The following is a 17516-nucleotide window of genomic DNA, read 5'->3' as shown; positions in this document are numbered from 1 at the left end:
CTTGGGATTCTTCACTGACGCCCGGCAGGGCCGCAAAGACGACGCCGAGCTCGGCAGGGGCCTCTGGCGGCGCGCCCATGACCGTTTCACCCGGGGGCTGGACCGCTATCACCAAATCCTCGAAGGGGTGGATGATGAAGCGTTGTACGCCGGTCTCCTGGAGATCGCCGATGAACTGTCCGCACTCTCGGCGCGCGTCCGGCGGGTCTGCGTGGAAGCCCAGCGGCGCTCACCCAGCGATGGCCTCGACATCCCCGGTGCGCTGGGCGGCGTCCACCGGGCGCTGTCCACGGCGGGCAACTCCCTTGCGACAACGGCAGAGGCCGCCGCAATGCTGCGGCTCGCCGTCGGGCCCGTGTCCGCAGGCACAGAATCGGTGCGGCGGCGCGCCGACTCGGTGCTGGAGCAAGTCAGCGACGCCGAGCGGCGGCTCGCGGAGGCCTCGGCCGCGGATTGAGGACCGCAGGAAGCCGCCCGTGACGGATATTCCCCGTTACGCGCGTAGCTTAGCCGTGCGCCTGCGCTGGCCGGACGGCCGGGACGTGGGCAGGATAGTCGGATGACTCTTTCACCGGTACTGACTTTCAATGACGGCAACACCATTCCCCAGCTCGGCTATGGGGTGTGGCAAGTTGAAAACGACGTGGCCGAAAAGGTGGTTGGCCAGGCGTTCGAGGCCGGCTTCCGCCACATCGACACTGCGAAGATCTACGACAACGAGGCGGGCGTGGGCCGCGCCATCGAGCGCTCGGGCCTCCGCCCGGAGGAAATCTTCATCACCACCAAGCTGTGGAACGCGGACCAGGGCTACGAGTCCACCCTAAAGGCGTTCGAGGCGTCCATGGGACGGCTCGGCGTCGAGACGCTGGACCTTTACCTGATCCACTGGATGCAGCCCAAGCAGGACAAGTACGTGGACACCTGGAAGGCTCTCATCGAGCTCCAGAAGCAGGGCCGTGTTAAGACCATCGGCGTCTCAAACTTCAGCAAGGACGGTCTGCAACGCCTGATCGACGAGACCGGCGTTGTGCCGGCCATCAACCAGGTTGAACTGCACCCCTTCTTCAACCAGGCCGAACTGCGTGAGTTCAACGCCTCCAAGGGCATCCTCACCCAGGCGTGGTCGCCGCTGGGCCAGGGTGGCGAGCTGCTGGAGAGCCCGATCATCGCGGCCATCGCCGACAAGCACAACGCCACTCCGGCGCAGGTAGTTATCGCCTGGCACCTCGCCATAGGCAACGTGGTCATCCCCAAGTCCGTGACCGAGTCCCGCATCCGGGAGAACTTCGCGGCGCTGGACGTCAGTCTGGACGAGACCGATCTGCAGGCCATCAACGGACTGGACAACTCGGCAGAGGATGCCGGACGCATCGGCCCGGACCCGGCAGTCTCCGACTTCGCTTAGGCTATGCTCTCAGCCGAGTTGCGCTGAGGCGGCCGAACGCCGCTGAGGTGCCAGGCTGGCCAGCCGCAAGGTGCCAGCTGCGGGAGGCGAGGCGCTTGCTGCGTGAGGCGAGGCGCTTGGCGGCCGGGCCTCTTCCGGCGGAGGACTGCAGCAGGGGCCGCTACCCGATCCGGGTGGAGGCCCTTTCTGCTGCCCGGGGTGTTCCCGGTGCGGGCTAGGCAGCTTCCCGTTCCTCCCGCAGCGGCACGGCGTCGATGATGGCCCACCCGTCCGCAGCCACGATCCGGCGGCTGGCGAATCGTTCCGCGTCCTCGGCATCGCCGAAGCTTTCGGTGCGGATGCGGCCGCAGTCCGTGTCCAGATACGTCACTTCAAAGTACAGGTTCGCTTCCATGGTTTAAGTGTGCAACCGGCCTCCGACAGTAATGGCGCATCAGTCCGGCGTGTTGCCAAGCCGCAGCACCCGTTCCCGGGCAAGGTCCTCTTGGTGCAGTGCCTTGTCCGCGGCCCGGGTGGCCTGCTGCGCCCGGGCTGCGGACAGCTCCTGCCTTTTGCGCGCGGCTTTGAGGTCCAGTTCTGTCTGCGTCAGCTGTTCCCTGAGGCTGTGCACGGTCCCCGCCAGCTGGGCTGCCAGCCTGGCGGACTCGATTTGTTCCACTTCATGGTGGCCGGCTTGCTCAGCGGCTTCGCGTGCCGTTTGTTCGGCTTCCTGCAGCGCGGCCGCGGCGCGTTCCAGCGCCGACGGTGCCGGCGTCCGGGCCTCCTGCCGCACCGCCCGCAGCCGGGGCTGTTTCGGTCTTGCCGTGCCGGCGGCTGCGGAACGACTCCCGGCGGAAGTGCTGCCGGGAGTGCTGCAAGGAGTGCTGGTGGGAATCTCTGAGGGCGCCGGAGCCGTGTCGGTCGGAGCCGGAGCCGCCGTTGCCGCCGGTTCCGAAAGGCTCGGCAGAGCCACGGCACCGGCGAGATCCACGGCGTCGACTCCGTCGGCGGTGAGCCCCCGGAGCAGGCGCCCGCTCCGCACAGCGACCGACGCACCTTCATCGGAGGCTGCCGCGCGCAGTGTCTCTTCAACCTCCGCCGCAATCGTGCCGCTGATCTTCCGGCCCAGCTGCTCCGCGAGTAGCCGCGCCGCTTGGACGGCGCCGGAAAGCAACTGCCGCCGCTCCCGTCCCAGCCGGCGAAGCTCGGCAGCGTCGAGGGCCGATTGCGCGGCACGCATCGACTGTCCCAAGGCGGCGAGCTCAAGCAGGGTGTCCGGCTGCTGCGCCGCCAGAATGTTCACCGTCCACGCCGCCACGGACGGCTTGGGAAGGGAACGGACCTGCGCTGCCAAAGACCGCCGCTCCTTCGTGCCGGCAGTGTTCGTGCCGGCGGTGTTTGTTCCGGCGGCGTTCTGGGCGGCGGACGTCCGGGCGGCCACAAATTCGTCGAATGGCAGGGCATAGAGGCGTGCCGCGATGTCCGCCAGCTCCAGCTCTCCCATGCAAGAAGCATAGAAGCTGCGCCCCCGTTCACCGCGGAGGGCCGCCACGATGCGGACGTGCTCGATGAGGAGGACGAGAGCGCACTTGTGCAAGTCGGCGTCGTCGGGAATCCCGGCCGGACGCTACGGCCGGCGGGACTTCCGCAGGATGACGAGGAGCACCACGAAGGCGGAGAGCTGCAGAAAGGCCACTGCCGCAATCAGCAGCGGCCGGGAGTCAAAAAGCGCGCCGTACAGCGCCCCTCCCGCCAGCGCCCCGGCCCCTTGGAAGGCAGCAAAGACGCCGTAGGCTGTGCCCTGCCGGAACTCCGGCACCAGATCGGCGATCAGCGCCTTGACCGTCGAATCCTGGATGCCCGTGGCGACGCCCCAGACCAGGACGCCGGCCAGAACCAGCCCGGCCCCCGGGGCCAGCGCCAGGACCGGCACGGCGGCGATCAGCAGGGGCAGCCCAAGGAGCACGGCAGCGCCGGCCCGGTCGTACAGCACGCCGGTGGCGAGGGCGCCGAGGGCCGCCGCCGCCATCGCCCCCGCGTACATCAACGGGACCACGGCGACGGGTACGGCCACCGTCGTCGTCAGGTGGAAAGAGATGACGCCGAAAGCCACCAGCCCCGCACTCCAAAAGAAGCCAGCGACGGCGAAGAGGGCGAAGCTTCCGGTGAGCAACGACGGCGGGTGGCCGGCAGCTTCTGCAGCGCCGGCAGGGTCCGCGGCGCCGGCGGTGGCCGCGGACGCCGCCGGACGGCCGCTGCCAGGGTCCTGGACCCGACGGCGCAGCCAGACCAGCAGGGCCAGGGCCGCCGCTGCCGGGATGGCCAATACCGCGAGAGCCGCCGAGATGAGGCCGGTGGCGGCAAGCACCGCCGAGACCAGGAGCGGCCCGAGCAGTGCCCCGGTGAGGTCGAGGGATTTGTGGACCGCGAACCCGCGGCCGCGCCCGACGGGCTTGGCAGCGGCTGCCAGCAGGACGGTCTTGGCCGGGCTCCGGACGGCTTTGCCGACCCGGTCTCCGATGATGAGAACAGCAGCGAGGACCAGCCCCGCCGCCCCGACCAGTGGCGCGAGGGCAAGCAAGGGCACACAGACAGCGGTGAGTGCGTAGCCGGCCAGCGTGAACGTCCAATACCTGCGGGTGCGGTCGGACCACGGACCAAAGACGAGGCGCAGCCCCTGGGCGGCGGCTTCGGCGCCGCCGGTCACGAGGCCGACGAGCAGTGCCGAGGCGCCGAGCTGGGCCAGCAGGGGACCCGCCAGCGGGCGGGCGCCGTCGGACACGATGTCGGCGGCCAGGCTGACGAGGCCGAACCCGATCACCGGGCCCCAGACGATCCGCCGCGTCATGCCCGGCGATCCGGAAGGTCCTGCCTGCGTCCGCTCTGGCATTTCCATGTCCCAAGACTCGCCGACGGGTGCGTGCAAAGGCAAGAGTCGCACATCCCTCTCCACCTCGGCACGGCAGGAAATATTCGTAAAAGGGCATATTTTCCGCCCGGGCTTGATACTTTTTGTTTGCCGTTCCGCACTGTGCCGGAACACCACACACGGAGGAAAATGTGAAGCTGTTTACGCACATGCCACGCCATGCCCGCGGAAGTCGAAATGCCGTGGCGGCCGGACTGTTGAGCGGCGCGGTGGCCGTGGCGCTCGCCCTGTCCGCTTTCGCCGTCTCGGCTCAGGCTGCCGGCCCGCGTGGCACCGCATTGACGCCGGAGACCGCAGCCATTACGCCCGCGACTGGCTGGCTGCACACCGACGGCGGGACGATCCGCGACTCGAACAACGCCGCGTACACGATCAAGGCGACATCCTGGTTCGGCATGGAGACCTCCGACTGCATGCCGCACGGCCTGTGGGGGACCCTCACCATCGACGATGCCCTGGCCAATATCAAGTCGATGGGCTTCAACACCGTCCGGCTGCCGTTCTCCAACGAGTGCCTCGCCGCGACGTCCATCAAGGGCAACCTGAACTACTGGGCAAACCGGGCGTATGCCCTCGAGGGCAAGACGCCGCTGGTCCTGATGGACATCGTCATTGCCCGGGCCAAGGCCAACGGCCTGCAGATCATCCTGGACCGGCACCGTCCGTCCAGCGCCGACCAGTCCCCGCTCTGGTACACCTCCGCCTACCCGGAGTCGAAGTGGATCTCCGACTGGAAGATGCTCGCCGAGCGCTACACGAATGATCCGACCGTCATCGGCGCGGACCTCCACAACGAGCCGGCCGGGGCCGCAAGCTGGGGCGGCTCCGCGGCGACCGACTGGCACGCGGCAGCCACCCGCGGCGGCAACGCCGTCCTGGCCTCCAACCCGAAGCTGCTGATCCTGGTCGAAGGCATCGAGAACCAGGGCAACGGCACCGCCACCTGGTGGGGCGGCGGGCTCGCCGACGCCGGAGCGAAACCCGTCCTCCTGGACACCCCCAACCGCGTTGTCTACTCGCCGCACGACTACCCCGCCTCCCTATACGCGCAGAAGTGGTTCAGCGACGCGAACTACCCGAACAACCTGCCCGCCGTCTGGGACAAGAACTGGGGCTACCTCCAGAAGCAAGGCATCGCCCCGGTCCTGCTCGGCGAGTTCGGCAGCGCCCTGCAGACCACCTCGGACCAGCAGTGGATGGAGCGGATCGTCTCCTATCTGGGCAGCAACGGCATGAGCTTTGCCTACTGGTCGTTCAACCCGAACAGCGGCGTCACCGGTGGCCTCGTCCAGGCGGACTGGCGCACGCCGGAGGCGGCCAAGCTGGCCGCGCTGGCACCGATCCTGGGCGGCACGCCCGTGGTCCCGACGGCAACCGCGACGGCGACGGCACCAGTGACCCCGACGGCGACGGCGACGGCAACCCCGACCCCGACGGCGACCGTCATGCCAACCGCCACGGCTACGCCCAGCCCGACCCCGACGGCGGTCCCCTCGCCCGCCCCGACGACGGGCGCAGCGATCAGCGCGTCCTGGCGGCTCGCCAGCTCCTGGGCCGGCGGCTACGTTGCCAACATCGACGTCACCGGGCTCCGGAGCGCCCTCACCTGGTCCGTGACCTGGCCGGACCCGAACGTCACGAGGATCGTCAACTCCTGGGGCGTGAAGTGCACGTTTATCGCCAAGGTTTCGGTCACCTGCACCGGCTCGGAGTGGGCCACGGCGATCAGCGCCGGGCAGAAGCGCACCGTGGGCCTGCAGGTGGATGCCGTGACGGCTCCGGTCAACCCGGTGCTGACGGCCAGGTAGCGCTTCGCAGTGTTTCGTAGTGCCGACGCAAGCCGACGACGCCGCAGACGGGTCTAAAGAGCGACGACGTCGTAACGGTGGGCATTTTCTTGAACTCGTTGAGGGTCTGGGTCCGGCGGTTGGGATGGCCGGGCTCAGGCACATGCTCCGCGCGAGGGCCAGCGGATGGACAAAGTGTCATTGTGCCCAGTCCTGGATGCGAAGAATGGGCATGTCCCCCGCGGACCGGACGTTGGCCTACGGGACATGCCCCGCGCCGGGGCCAGCGGACGGACATAGTGCTGGCGATGGTCGGCTGATCATGACGGACCGACTCATCGTCAGGTCGCGCGCGGCGCCAGCCATGTCTCCGGCGGAACGCCGCCGGCGGACCTTTCATGCGCGGCAGGATCGTAGATTTCGTAGCGGCCCTTGCCCAGGGCTTTAGCCCGGTACATGGCAAGGTCCGCATGTTGCAGCAGTTCATCGGCCGATTCATGGCCCGCTGTTCCGGCGGTGATGCCAATGCTGGCGCCGGCGAAGACTTCCTCGTTGTCAATGGTGAAGGGCTGTCTAAGGGCTGCCATGAGGCGTTCGGCCGCGCATTTTGCGTCATTGACGTCTGCCGCGCCCTCCAGCAGCACCGTAAACTCATCTCCGCCTATCCGCGCCAGCGTGTCTTCCTCCCGCAGGCACGCCTTCAATCGCACCGCCAACTGGACGATCAGGTCGTCGCCGGCACGATGGCCCAGGCTGTCATTGACCCTCTTGAAATCGTCAAGGTCAATGAACAGCACCGCAAAGGTGTCATCGCGTTGCCGGCGATGGTGTGCGACCGCATGGGCCAGCCGGTCGGCAAACAGGGAACGGTTGGGAAGGCCCGTCAGCCGGTCATGGAAGGCGTCGTGAAGCAACCGGTTTTCGGCACGGTTGCGTTCGGCCACGCGGCCGAGCTGCGTACCGATTCTTGCCATCAAGCGAAGCAGCGTTTCGTCCGGTTCCAGCACGCGGTCAGCGAAAAACTCCAGGACCGCCGTCACCTCATCGCCCATCAGGACCGGGAAGGCGGCGGCGGACTTGAGCCCGATCCGTTCGGCCGCGGCCGCCCGCGGAAAATCGGGGTCGAGGGCGATGTCCGGGATCCAGGCGGGCGCTGCCCCGGCCAGGACCCGGCCGGGCAGGCCGGCGCCGGAGTCGAAGTCCGCGGCCTCAGCGGACTGACTAAAATCTCGGAGATGCTTCTCCTGGACGCCCTGCCAGATGGACGTTGAGAGCAGACGAGCCTCGGACCCGTCGCCGGCTACCACGTAGGCATGGCCTACCTGCCAGACGGTGAACTGGCAGACAGAGCGCACAGCGGACGCTAACGCGTCGGCAACGGATACAGCCTGATTGGCGGCGTCCGCGATGGCTTCCAGGAGCAGTAGCTGCTGATTCTTCGCGAATAGCCGGCGAAGCCCTTCCTCCGCGATCGATTCTGCTTCAAGGCGGGCGGCGCGTTCACGCTGGAGCCGCCGTCGAAGCTTGCTGTTCTCCGCCTCGGCCCTCTGCAGGCTATCCATGGTGCTCAGGCCGGCTTCGCGCCGTGGAAGGTTACGCGGCACACGCAGCTTGCGGCGCCCAGGTTCATGCACTGGAGTTGGTCAAAATCGACGGTTTCGCCATAGTGGGCGGCGGCGCCTTCAAGGAAACCGTGGGCCAGCGCACAAAGCCGGCGGGCGGAGCTGTAGGTCATCTCCAGCGAACCGTCCGGCTCGTCCCGGAACCCGAAGGTGGGGACATCAGCGCCAGGATAGATCATCCGGACCTCAGGATGGATGATGCTGTTGACGCTGAGCACAAACGGCCGGGTGGTGGCGTGTCCGCGGAAATAGCCCGGATACCGGACGGCGAGCAGCGGCATGGCTTCCTGCCCGAACCACCGCAGTATGTCGAAGGGCGTCGAATTCAAAGACTCGGCGGCAAGGCTGACCAAGCGAAGAGCGTCCTCATCCGGATAGCTGCCCAAGGAGGTATACGATCCGCTGAATCCGGCTCCGTCCAGCAGGTCGTCCCAAGTGTCCTCGCCGTGGTGCTGGATGACCACCTCCTCGAGCAAATTGAAAATGATGCCCTTCATTTGTACTCCCCGTTCCGTACCGATGCCGCGCAAGGCGGTCGCGAGTGAAGATTCGCACGCGGCGGCACGCGGCCGGTCTTCTCGCAGCGTGATGCCGTAACGAGATTACGATACCGGCAGCAGCTCCCCTGCGCGGGACGCGGCGGTCAAACGCGGCGCCCGCTGGTCCGCTCCAGAATCCGCCAGCTCCGCGCTACTGGTGCGCCGGCCGGATTCCCGGCACATCGATGGAAAGGTAGAAATAGCGGAAAACAGGTAGCCGCCTCTCTATTGCCATGAGGACAGCATGTTATATGTTGGCGACATCGCCTCAGACAGCGGTGTCGGAGAGGGCTGTTGCGCCGAAGTTTCGGATTGCCGGACGTCAGCCGCAGCGCCCCCTTCCACCTCTTTCCGGCGTGCCGCAATACGCCACACCTGCCGGGTGCATCCCTGAGGACGCGACGGCTGGTGGGTTCCGGAACGCGCCCCCGATATCCGGGAGCGGACCGGTCAACGATTGGGGACACTCATGCATCCACGCACCACACCGGCGGCCCTCCTCCTGGCAGCATTCCTGGCGCTGGCCGGGTGCGGTACCGGGACCGGCACCGCACCGGCACCGGCGACGACGACGGCGACTCCGCCAGCGACTGCCACCCCCACGCCTGCGAAGACCTACAGCAACGCGGACCTGACAGGCCTGCTCTCCACACTCAAGGACTCCCAGGGCCGGCCGCTCACCGTGATCCCGGCCGCACAAATTGATGAGGGCATCATCAAGGCCAGAGAATTACTCAAGAGCGCCGTCGTCACACCGGAAGCCTGCAAGGTCTTCGTCGACAGCAGTTCCCAGGTCCCGGAGGACAGCACGTATGCCGGAGCCACCACCGCCTCGGCCGCCGATAAAACGGCAATCATCGTAACCGTCATCGCCCTCAAGGATGCCAAGACCCTGACCGGCACTCTGAAGGCTTCCCGGGCCGCGGCCGAGCAGTGCAAAAGCTTCACCATTGAAGTCGGTGGCCAGAAAGTCACCTCCGAGACCACCCCCGTGGTCGCTGTGACGTCCGGGGACGACTCCTATGGGGCCCTGACCAAACAAACCCTGGCAACCGGCGCCACGCAGACAGCTCTGACGGTGACGGGTATCAAGGGAAACCTCGCCGCCACCGTCGTGAAAGGCGGCGCCACCGTCACCCCCGAGGCAAGTGCCGAGCTGACCCAGATGGTCAACACAATTCTGGGCCTCGGCTGACATTCTGCGACCGCTGGTCGCAGCTTCCGGGACCGGCCGGCCAGTGTCCGTGCCGCCCGGGACCGGAGCTCGCCCCGGCTTCGCCGTGCCGCCCGAAACGGGGCTGCCAGACAGCAACGCAAGAACCCCCGGAAATCGTTGATTTCCGGGGGTTCTTTCCGAGCTTCCTGCCAGAATCGAACTGGCGACCTTCTCATTACGAGTGAGACGCTCTACCAACTGAGCTAAGGAAGCAACCGCATGAATCCCGGCGAACCGGGCGGATCATGCAAGAGATAACTGTAATGGAGTCCCGGCGCCCGGGTCAAAATGGGCTGTTCCGGGTCATTCAGAAGCCTCCGCCGGTCCTCAACAGACGGTGTTGTCCGCCGGTGACTTACCGTCCACAAGATAGCCGTCCACAGCCTTGGCGATGCAATCGTTGGAGCGGCCGTAGGCGGTGTGCCCTTCGCCCTTCCACGTCAGCAGCGAGGCGTTGCCGAGCTGCTTGCGCAGCGAGCTGGCCCATTCCACCGGCGTCGCCGGATCGCCGGTGGTCCCCACCACCAGAATTTCTGCTGATCCCTTGTACTCCGCCGGGGCCGGCGTCCGGACGTTCTTGTACGGCCAGTCCTTGCAGTTCGTGCCGCCATAGGCGAAGGCGGAGCCCAGCGTGGGGGAGTCCAGGCGTAACTGTTGCTCGTCGGCCCGCATGCCGGCGGTGTCCGTCACCATGGGGTAATCCAGGCAGTTGACGGCGGTGAAGGCGAAGGCCGAATTTGCGGAGTAGCTGCCGTTCGGCTCCCGGTCCGCGCCGAGGTCGGCGAGCCGGAGCATCGGCGTCACGTCGCCCTTCAACGCGCTATCCAGGGCCTGCGTGAGCACGGGCCAGTTGTCATCGTTGTAGAACGGCAGGATAAAGCCGCTGACAAACGTGGAGGCGTTGACTACCCGGCCGTCCTTCGCGGACTTCGGGTCCGCCTCCACGGCCTTGATGATGTCCTGGATCTGGCCGACGGCCTCCGACGGGGTGCCGCTGAGCGGACAGCCGTTGCTATCGAGGCAATGCTTCACGTACGCCAGGATGGCCTTCTCGAAGGCCTTGGCCTGCCCGCTGGTGAGTTCTTCATAGCTGAGGGACGGATCCAGCGCGCCGTCGAGGACCATCCGGCCGACGTTGTCCGGGAACAGCGAGGCGTAGGTGGAACCGAGGAAGGTGCCGTAGGAGTAGCCGAGGTAGTTCAGCTTGCTGTCATTGAGCACGCCGCGCAGAATGTCGAGATCCTTGGCGGCGCTGGCTGTGTCGACGTGGCCGAGCACGGGGCCGGTCTTTTCGGCACACTTGGCGGCGATTACCTTGTTGTCTGCAATGGCCTCCGCCAGACCGGCGTCCGTGTCAAGTTTATAGATCTTCGCCCGGGCGGCGTCGCGCTCCTGGTCCGTGAGGCACATGACCGGGGCCGAGCGCTTCACACCGCGCGGATCGAAACCGACGATGTCGTAGTTGGAGCGCACGTTCTCCGAGATGGTGGTGGCGCCGGAATCCCGGACGAAGTCGTAGCCTGAGCCGCCGGGGCCGCCCGGGTTGACCAGCAGGCTGCCCTTCCTGCTGTTGCCCTTGGTGGACAGTTTGAGCGCGGCAATTTCGATGCTTTCGCCGTCCGGCTTGCTGTAGTCCAGCGGGACTTTGATCTTGGCGCACGTGAAACCGTTCTCGCAGCCGGTCCAGTTCACCTGCTGGGTGTAGAAGCTCCGGAGCTCGGCGGGGGCCGCGGCCGCGATCGCCGGATCGGGGTTGGCGGCGTCTTTGGAGGCGCTGTCGCCGCCGCCAAAGACACTGCACGAGGCAAGCACCAGCGCCAGGGCCAGGGCGCCGGCAGCGGCCCGTACGCCGATCGCTGCGGATCGGAATCGGGCGGGCACGTCTCGTGCAGACTTCATGCGGTTCTCCCTGGGGATTGGAACGGGGCGAAGGGCCGGCGGGCAAGGACCGGGGCGGCCGGGGATCAGATGAGGCTGCTGGCCATGGACTCGATGGCCAGAAGCGGAGCCACGTTGGTGGTGGTGATCCGTTTGCGGGCCTTGTTGATGGCGTCCATGCGGGCCAGGGTGGTTTCGGCGGTGGAGTGGCGGGCGAATTCGTCGAGTTCGCTCCTGAAGTCAACGTTGACGAGTTCGACGGCGTTCCCCATCTGGATGATCAGGACATCACGGTAGAAGGACAGCAGATCGGTCAAGGTGCGGTCGAGGGAATCCGTGACGGATCTCTTGGCACGGCGCTTCTGGTCATCCTCCAGCTGCTTCACCTGGCCCCGCATGGCCGCCGGCAGCGCGCCGCTTTCGGGCGCCCCGAGGGTGGCGAGCAGCGCGACCTTCTCGGCGGCGTCGCGCTCATCGTTGGAGCTGTTGGCTTCCGCGGTGGCGATCTTGACCAGCTTTTCCGCCATCAGGACAGCGGCCGTGACGCCGCGGAGGCCAAGCGGGAACCGCACTGTCTCGAGCCGGCGCGCCCGGGCATCCGGATCCCGGGCGAGACGGCGGGCGATCCCCACATGGCTCTGCGCGGCCCGGGCCGCACGTTCCGCGACGGCCGGGTCCACGCCGTCGCGCTTGACCAGCAGGGCCGCGACGTCGGCGGGCGGCGGAAGCCGCAGCGCCACCGGCCGGCAGCGGGAACGGATCGTCACGAGCACATCGGCGGGGGACGGGGCACACAGCATCCAGATGGTGCGCGGGGTAGGCTCCTCGATGGCCTTAAGCAGCACGTTGGTGGTGCGTTCGGCCATCCGGTCCGCGTCCTCCACCACGATGATGCGCCAGCGGGCAGAGGAGGGCCGGTTCCCCGCCGTCGAGACGAGGTCGCGTGCCTCATCGATGGTGATGGTGACTTTTTCGGTCCGCACGAAGGCCACATCGGAGTGTGTCTCGCCGAGGATTGTCAGGCAGGCCGCGCAGCTCCCGCAGCCGCGCCGGCCAAGGTCTTCCTGGTCGCAGTTCAAGGCGGCGGCAAAGGCTTTGGCAGCGTTGGACCGGCCGGAACCGGGCGGGCCGGTGAAGAGCCAGGCGTGGGTGGGTCCCTCGCCCTGGGCGGCCTGGCGCAGTTGGGCGACGACGGCGGCCTGGCCCTGCAGGTCGTCCCAGACGGTCATGCTCTCACACTGCCCGGGAGGGACAGCAGGGACCCGACGCGCTTGAGGATCCGTGCGGCGAGTTCGTCAACCGGGAGATGGGCGGGGAGTACGAGGTATTTTTCCGGCCGGGCCGCGGCGAGGTCGAGGAAGGCCGTCCGGATCCTGGCATGGAAGTCGTCGGCCTCGGATTCGAGGCGGTCTTCGGCGGCGTCCCCCGCGGTGCGGCGGCGGCGGCCCACCGCCGGGTCGACGTCGAGCAGTACCGTCAGGTCCGGCTGCAGTCCCGAGGTGGCCCATTCGTTGAGATCGCGGACAGCCTCGGTGCCCAGATCGCGGCCGGCACCCTGGTAGGCCACCGAGGAATCGATGTAGCGGTCGGTGAGGACGATCTCGCCGCGGGCCAGGGCAGGACGGATGACCTGGCCGGCGTGCGCGGCCCGGGAAGCCGCGAAGATGAGGGCCTCGGTGTGGGCATCGATGTGGCCGTGGCCGTGGTCCAGCACGAGCGAGCGCAGCTTTTCGCCGATCGGGGTGCCGCCCGGTTCGCGGGTCCGCAGCACGGTTAGGCCGCGCGACTCAAGGGCCCCGGCCAGTTCTGCCGTCTGCGTGGACTTTCCTGCGCCGTCGCCGCCTTCGAAGGCAATAAACAGTCCGGGGTTCTGGGTGGTCACTGTTCTAGAGTACCGACAACCACCGACTTCACGGTGCCCGGCGTAACGCCGTCGCGGCCCTCCGCGGTGCCGAAGTACCCTGTGACCATGAGTCTTTCCGAAGAACAGGCAGCCTCGCTTTCCGCCGAAACGGTGGTGGTGGCCGCCGGCCGTCCGCCGCGCGAACGCGATCAGCCGGTTAACCCTCCGCTGGTGCTGTCCTCCACCTATTTTGGCACCGGGCCCCTCGGCGACGGCGACCGTGGCTACGGCCGGTATTCCAACCCCACCTGGGATCCGTTCGAGGAGACCCTCGCACAGCTTGAGGGTGCCGGCCTGCCCGGCCTGCTCTACGCCTCGGGGCTGGCCGCCGTGAGCTCTGCCCTGTCCCTGGTTCCCCTGCAGGGAGTGCTGGTTATGCCCTCGCACAGCTACGCCGGTTCGCTGGTGATGGCTACGGAGCTGGCGGAGAAGGGCTTCCTGGAGCTGCGGACAGTCGACATCGCGGACACCGACGCCGTCCTGGACCAGCTCGCGCCGGCGGACGGTAAAGCGGCGAGCATGCTCTGGCTGGAGAGTCCCACCAACCCGATGCTCGGCGTCGCGGACATCCGCGCGCTGGCCGCTGCGGCGCACGCCGCGGGCGCCGTCGTCGTCACCGATAACACTTTCTCCACCCCGCTCGTGCAGCAGCCGCTCTCGCTGGGGTCCGACGTCGTGCTGCATTCGGTGACGAAGTACCTCTCCGGCCACTCCGACGTGGTGCTGGGCGCCCTCGTGACGTCCGACGCTGGCCTCCGCGCCACGCTGCTGCACCACCGCACCATCCATGGCGGGATCGCCGGGCCCTTTGAGGCGTGGCTGGCGCTGCGCGGCCTGCGCACGCTTGCGGTGCGGGTGGAGCGCTCGCAGGCCTCGGCGGCTGTGTTGGCCGGGCGGCTGAGCACACACCCCAGAATCGGCAGCGTCCGGTTCCCGGGTCTCGCCACGGACCCCGGCCACCAGCGGGCCAGGTCCCAGATGAAGGGCTTCGGCTCCGTGCTCTGTATTGAGATGTCGCCGGTTGGCACTGCGGCCGGAGGGCTGAGCGGTGCCGACGCGGCAGACCGGATGATCCGGGCGCTGCGGCTGTGGCTGCCGGCCACGTCGCTGGGCGGCGTGGAATCCCTGATCGAACGGCGCCGCCGGCACGCGGCGGAGCCGGCCAGTGTTCCCGACAACCTCGTCCGGTTGAGCGTGGGAATCGAAAACGTTGAGGACCTGTGGGCCGATTTGGAGCAGGCTTTGGCCACATTGGACGGATAGGCTGGGGGCATGGACGGAACAATGCTGGTCTTTTATGCCGAAACAGGGATCTACTTTCTCCTGGCCCTAACAGCCCTTGCCATCGAGGGGTGGGCGTTCTTCGACTGCGTCCGCCACAAGGGCCCGGTTTTTGAAGCCGTGTCCAAGCGGACGAAGACCTTCTGGCTGGCCCTGACCGGCGGCGCCACGGCCATCGGTGTACTCTCCCTGCTGTCGGTGCTGGGCGGTGGCGGTGGGTTCCTTGGCCCGCTGGGGTTGTTCGGGATCGCGGCTGTGACCGCGGCGTCCGTGTACCTCGCCGACGTCCGCCCCGCCGTCACGGATGCGGGCCGCGGCGGAAGCCGGAACCAGGGCCCCTACGGCCCTTGGTGATCCCCACCGGCCCCCTAAGCTCGCAGGCTCGCTCAAGGAACCCTGCCGGCGTGGGCCCACCGGGGCTAAAGGGTTGGTGCGACGGCGTCCCAGCCCACGGTCAGTTCGCCTAAGCGCCAGCGCGAGGGCCCGTCCCGGACCGGCCAGCCGGCGTCGAGCAGCGACTGGCACATGGCCGACCAGCGCTGCCGGTTCCCGAACGACGCCAGCGGCGCGGCCTCCAGCCAAGCTTTGTCCATCGCCTGCAGGTAGGCATGAATCTTCTCTCCCGGCACGTTCCGGTGGATGAGGGCCTTCGGCAGCCGTTCCGCCGCCTCCGAGGGCAAGCTGAAACTGCCGAACCGCAGGGACAGGCTCAGGCTCAGCGGCTTCTCGCCGTCGAGCGCCACCCAGGTGACGCGGCGGCCGATCTCGTCGCACGTGCCGTCAATGAACAGGCCGTCCGCGGCCAGCCGGCCCTGCACCAGCCGCCAGAGGTCCGCGACGTCGCCCTCCTCGTACTGCCGCAGCACGTTGAACGCGCGCACCAGCACCGGACGGCCGGGCACCGGCAATTCGAAGCCGCCCAGCCGGAAGCTGAGTCCCGGGCGTTCCAGTTCCTTGGCCAGCCGGACGCGCTCGGGTTCGATCTCGATGCCGACCACACGCACGTCCGGTCTGATCACGGACAGACGGTCAAAGAGTTCGACGGCGGTGGCCGGGGAGGCGCCGTAACCGAGGTCCACCACGAGGGGATCGGCCGCCGCGCGCAGCCGCCAGGCCTGGGGCCCGGTCAGCCAGCGGTCCAGGCGGCGCATCCGGTTCGGGTTGGTGGTGCCGCGGGTGACGTTGCCCACCGGCCTGCCGGCCCGGGGAACACCGGCCCGGGGACCACCGGCCCGGGTAACACCGGCCGCCCCGCCCTCGTTCCGGGGGGACTGCACCCGTTCAGCCTTCTGCACCACAGCCCTACCCTATCCTCCAACGCGGGGTCACTTCCGGCCCATCCCGGGGCCCCGCATGGGCCGGAAGTGACCCCGCGTTGGGGTGGAGGCGGCGGAATGTAACGCTGGGCGACTCCCGTGGCCGCTCAGCTAGGATAAAAACCATGACTTACAAGCTGATTCTGCTGCGCCACGGCCACAGCGAATGGAACGCCAAGAACCTGTTCACCGGCTGGGTGGACGTTGACCTCAACGACCAGGGCCGTGTCGAGGCGGTTCGCGGCGGCGAGCTTCTGGTGGAGAACAGTATCCTCCCGGACATCGTCTACACCTCCTTGCTGAAGCGGGCCATCAACACGGCGAACCTGACCCTGGAGAAGGCGGACCGCGGCTGGATCCCGGTCAAGCGCGACTGGCGACTCAACGAGCGCCACTACGGCGCGCTGCAGGGCAAGGACAAGGCGCAGACCCTCGCCGAATACGGCGAAGAGCAGTTCATGACCTGGCGCCGCTCCTACGACACCGCGCCGCCGCGGCTGGCCGACGATTCCGAGTTCTCCCAGGTGGGGGACCCGCGCTACGAGGGCCTCGGCGACGCGTTGCCCCGCACCGAGTGCCTCAAGGACGTCCTGATCCGCCTGCTGCCGTACTGGGAATCGGACATCAAGGCAGACCTCAAGGCCGGCAAGACCGTGCTGGTCACAGCGCACGGCAACTCGCTGCGCGCCCTCGTCAAGCACCTTGACGGCATCAGCGACGAGGCCATCGCCAGCCTGAACATCCCCACCGGCATCCCGCTCGTATATGAACTGGACGAGAACTTCCAGCCGCTCACCCCGGGCGGCACCTACCTCGACCCCGAGGCCGCCGCCGTGGCCGTCCAGGCGGTCGCCAACCAGGGCAAGAAGTAGGTTCACCGGCTTAACGACGACGGCCGGTCACCCCCCAAGGTGACCGGCCGTCGTCGTGCGTTCTTCAGTGCTGCCAGGAGCAGGGCTAGCTGTGTTCGATGCTGTTCGGCTGCCAGGCGCCGGTGACCAGGTAGGTGACCTTTTGCGCGACCGAGACGCCGTGGTCCGCGAAGCGTTCGAAATAGCGGCTGGCCAGGGCGACGTCGACGGTGGTGGCCGGGGACTCGTGCCAGTCGCTGCGGGCGATCTCCTTGAAGACGCTGAGGTGCAGATCGTTGACGGCGCTGTTGGCCTTCATAATGTCCCGGGCAACTTCGAGGTCGCGGGTTTCCAGCAGGACGGTGAGCTTGCTGGCGATCAGCGCGTCCTGCGCGGCAAAGCTCTTGAACGTCTCCTGCAGCCGGGCGGGCACCACTGTGGCCGGGTAGCGAAGGCGTGCGAGCTGGGCGAGGTGGCGGGCGAGGTCGCCCATGCGCTCAAGGGAGGCGCTCATCCGGAGCGCGCCGACCAGCATCCGCAGGTCGCTGGCCACCGGGCCCTGCAGCGCCAGGATGTCGATGGCACGCTCGTCGAGGCTGTTCTGCAGGAAGTCGATCCGGGCATCGGCCGCGATGACGTCCTCGGCGAGATCGATGTCGGCGCCTTCGAAGGCAGTAGCGGCCTTCTCGATGGCCTCACTGACCAGCTTGGAGATTTCGACGAGCTGCTCCCCAACCTGGGCGAGCTCTTCCTGAAAAACCTTACGCACGTGTGCGTCCTTTCCTCGGAAATATTGCCGGCCACCACAGT

General features: G+C 67.6%; 17 protein-coding genes and 1 tRNA gene. 7 read left to right on the top strand and 11 right to left on the bottom strand.

Translation table 11 applies throughout. The features are described 5' to 3' along the window. Position 1: 1 nt before the first annotated feature. Both RCH07_RS10695 and RCH07_RS10690 read left to right on the top strand, forming a co-directional pair. Positions 2-457, top strand: coding sequence for a hypothetical protein (locus tag RCH07_RS10695; protein ID WP_326967451.1), 456 nt, complete (start codon positions 2-4; stop codon positions 455-457). Between the two features lie 102 nt (positions 458-559). Next, positions 560-1405, top strand: coding sequence for an aldo/keto reductase (locus tag RCH07_RS10690; protein WP_326967450.1), 846 nt, complete (start codon positions 560-562; stop codon positions 1403-1405). A gap of 214 nt (positions 1406-1619) precedes the next feature. On the opposite strand, the gene RCH07_RS10685 is transcribed toward RCH07_RS10690, so the two are convergent. The 3 genes from RCH07_RS10685 to RCH07_RS10675 form a co-directional block, all read right to left on the bottom strand. Then, positions 1620-1799 (bottom strand): hypothetical protein, encoded by a 180-nt coding sequence (locus RCH07_RS10685; RefSeq protein ID WP_326967449.1) that lies wholly within the window; start codon positions 1797-1799, stop codon positions 1620-1622. A 39-nt stretch (positions 1800-1838) separates the two neighbouring features. Then, positions 1839-2888 (bottom strand): hypothetical protein, encoded by a 1050-nt coding sequence (locus tag RCH07_RS10680; protein WP_326967448.1) that lies wholly within the window; start codon positions 2886-2888, stop codon positions 1839-1841. A 123-nt stretch (positions 2889-3011) separates the two neighbouring features. Next, positions 3012-4280, bottom strand: coding sequence for an MFS transporter (locus RCH07_RS10675; RefSeq protein ID WP_326967447.1), 1269 nt, complete (start codon positions 4278-4280; stop codon positions 3012-3014). Between the two features lie 215 nt (positions 4281-4495). Between RCH07_RS10675 and RCH07_RS10670 the strand changes: the two genes are divergently transcribed. Then, entirely contained in the window at positions 4496-6121 is a 1626-nt protein-coding gene (locus RCH07_RS10670; RefSeq protein WP_326967446.1) for a cellulase family glycosylhydrolase, read from the top strand. A gap of 320 nt (positions 6122-6441) precedes the next feature. Here the strand turns inward: RCH07_RS10670 and RCH07_RS10665 are convergent, their stop codons facing one another. Beyond that, a complete protein-coding gene (locus RCH07_RS10665) occupies positions 6442-7662 on the bottom strand; it encodes a sensor domain-containing diguanylate cyclase (RefSeq protein ID WP_326967445.1) in 1221 nt (406 codons plus the stop codon). 5 nt (positions 7663-7667) lie between these two features. Beyond that, positions 7668-8219, bottom strand: coding sequence for a heme NO-binding domain-containing protein (locus tag RCH07_RS10660; protein WP_326967444.1), 552 nt, complete (start codon positions 8217-8219; stop codon positions 7668-7670). A gap of 511 nt (positions 8220-8730) precedes the next feature. Here RCH07_RS10660 and RCH07_RS10655 point away from each other — a divergent pair. Next, positions 8731-9456 carry a hypothetical protein gene (locus tag RCH07_RS10655; RefSeq protein WP_326967443.1) on the top strand — a complete coding sequence of 242 codons (726 nt, stop codon included), beginning with the start codon at positions 8731-8733 and terminating at the stop codon, positions 9454-9456. Positions 9457-9617: 161 nt separating this feature from the next. On the opposite strand, the gene RCH07_RS10650 is transcribed toward RCH07_RS10655, so the two are convergent. The 4 genes from RCH07_RS10650 to tmk all read right to left on the bottom strand — a co-directional run bounded on the left by RCH07_RS10650 (position 9618) and on the right by tmk (position 13237). After that, a tRNA-Thr gene (locus RCH07_RS10650) sits at positions 9618-9690 on the bottom strand. A gap of 114 nt (positions 9691-9804) precedes the next feature. Further along, positions 9805-11376: an alpha/beta hydrolase gene (locus RCH07_RS10645; RefSeq protein ID WP_326967442.1), complete on the bottom strand. Its 1572-nt coding sequence runs from the start codon at positions 11374-11376 to the stop codon at positions 9805-9807. A 65-nt stretch (positions 11377-11441) separates the two neighbouring features. Continuing rightward, a complete protein-coding gene (locus RCH07_RS10640) occupies positions 11442-12584 on the bottom strand; it encodes a DNA polymerase III subunit delta' (protein ID WP_326967441.1) in 1143 nt (380 codons plus the stop codon). Continuing rightward, a complete protein-coding gene (gene tmk, locus RCH07_RS10635) occupies positions 12581-13237 on the bottom strand; it encodes a dTMP kinase (protein ID WP_326967440.1) in 657 nt (218 codons plus the stop codon). Before tmk ends, RCH07_RS10640 begins: the two co-directional genes overlap by 4 nt. Positions 13238-13324: 87 nt before the next feature. Between tmk and RCH07_RS10630 the strand changes: the two genes are divergently transcribed. Continuing rightward, positions 13325-14521: a trans-sulfuration enzyme family protein gene (locus RCH07_RS10630; protein ID WP_326967439.1), complete on the top strand. Its 1197-nt coding sequence runs from the start codon at positions 13325-13327 to the stop codon at positions 14519-14521. 9 nt (positions 14522-14530) lie between these two features. Further along, a complete protein-coding gene (locus RCH07_RS10625; RefSeq protein WP_326967438.1) occupies positions 14531-14893 on the top strand; it encodes a DUF2516 family protein in 363 nt (120 codons plus the stop codon). A gap of 65 nt (positions 14894-14958) precedes the next feature. On the opposite strand, the gene RCH07_RS10620 is transcribed toward RCH07_RS10625, so the two are convergent. Then, positions 14959-15837 carry a class I SAM-dependent methyltransferase gene (locus tag RCH07_RS10620; RefSeq protein WP_442784809.1) on the bottom strand — a complete coding sequence of 293 codons (879 nt, stop codon included), beginning with the start codon at positions 15835-15837 and terminating at the stop codon, positions 14959-14961. A 143-nt stretch (positions 15838-15980) separates the two neighbouring features. Between RCH07_RS10620 and RCH07_RS10615 the strand changes: the two genes are divergently transcribed. After that, complete coding sequence (locus RCH07_RS10615) at positions 15981-16727, top strand: phosphoglyceromutase (RefSeq protein ID WP_326967437.1); 747 nt, start codon at positions 15981-15983, stop codon at positions 16725-16727. Between the two features lie 85 nt (positions 16728-16812). Here the strand turns inward: RCH07_RS10615 and phoU are convergent, their stop codons facing one another. Then, complete coding sequence (gene phoU, locus RCH07_RS10610; RefSeq protein ID WP_326967436.1) at positions 16813-17475, bottom strand: phosphate signaling complex protein PhoU; 663 nt, start codon at positions 17473-17475, stop codon at positions 16813-16815. Positions 17476-17516: the final 41 nt, after the last annotated feature.

This window comes from Arthrobacter sp. CG_A4 (assembly GCF_035985125.1).
Classification (GTDB): Bacteria; Actinomycetota; Actinomycetes; order Actinomycetales; family Micrococcaceae; genus Arthrobacter.
The sequence above is the reverse complement of the archived record's forward strand: the minus strand, read 5'-3'. Positions and strand labels throughout refer to the sequence as shown.

Coding starts and splice junctions, on each gene's coding strand:
- RCH07_RS10690 (WP_326967450.1), top strand. CDS start 560: ATGACTCTTTCACCGGTACTGACTTTCAATGACGGCAACACCATTCCC.
- RCH07_RS10685 (WP_326967449.1), bottom strand. CDS start 1,799: ATGGAAGCGAACCTGTACTTTGAAGTGACGTATCTGGACACGGACTGC.
- RCH07_RS10680 (WP_326967448.1), bottom strand. CDS start 2,888: ATGGGAGAGCTGGAGCTGGCGGACATCGCGGCACGCCTCTATGCCCTG.
- RCH07_RS10675 (WP_326967447.1), bottom strand. CDS start 4,280: ATGGAAATGCCAGAGCGGACGCAGGCAGGACCTTCCGGATCGCCGGGC.
- RCH07_RS10665 (WP_326967445.1), bottom strand. CDS start 7,662: ATGGATAGCCTGCAGAGGGCCGAGGCGGAGAACAGCAAGCTTCGACGG.
- RCH07_RS10660 (WP_326967444.1), bottom strand. CDS start 8,219: ATGAAGGGCATCATTTTCAATTTGCTCGAGGAGGTGGTCATCCAGCAC.
- RCH07_RS10655 (WP_326967443.1), top strand. CDS start 8,731: ATGCATCCACGCACCACACCGGCGGCCCTCCTCCTGGCAGCATTCCTG.
- RCH07_RS10645 (WP_326967442.1), bottom strand. CDS start 11,376: ATGAAGTCTGCACGAGACGTGCCCGCCCGATTCCGATCCGCAGCGATC.
- RCH07_RS10640 (WP_326967441.1), bottom strand. CDS start 12,584: ATGACCGTCTGGGACGACCTGCAGGGCCAGGCCGCCGTCGTCGCCCAA.
- RCH07_RS10630 (WP_326967439.1), top strand. CDS start 13,325: ATGAGTCTTTCCGAAGAACAGGCAGCCTCGCTTTCCGCCGAAACGGTG.
- RCH07_RS10625 (WP_326967438.1), top strand. CDS start 14,531: ATGGACGGAACAATGCTGGTCTTTTATGCCGAAACAGGGATCTACTTT.
- RCH07_RS10615 (WP_326967437.1), top strand. CDS start 15,981: ATGACTTACAAGCTGATTCTGCTGCGCCACGGCCACAGCGAATGGAAC.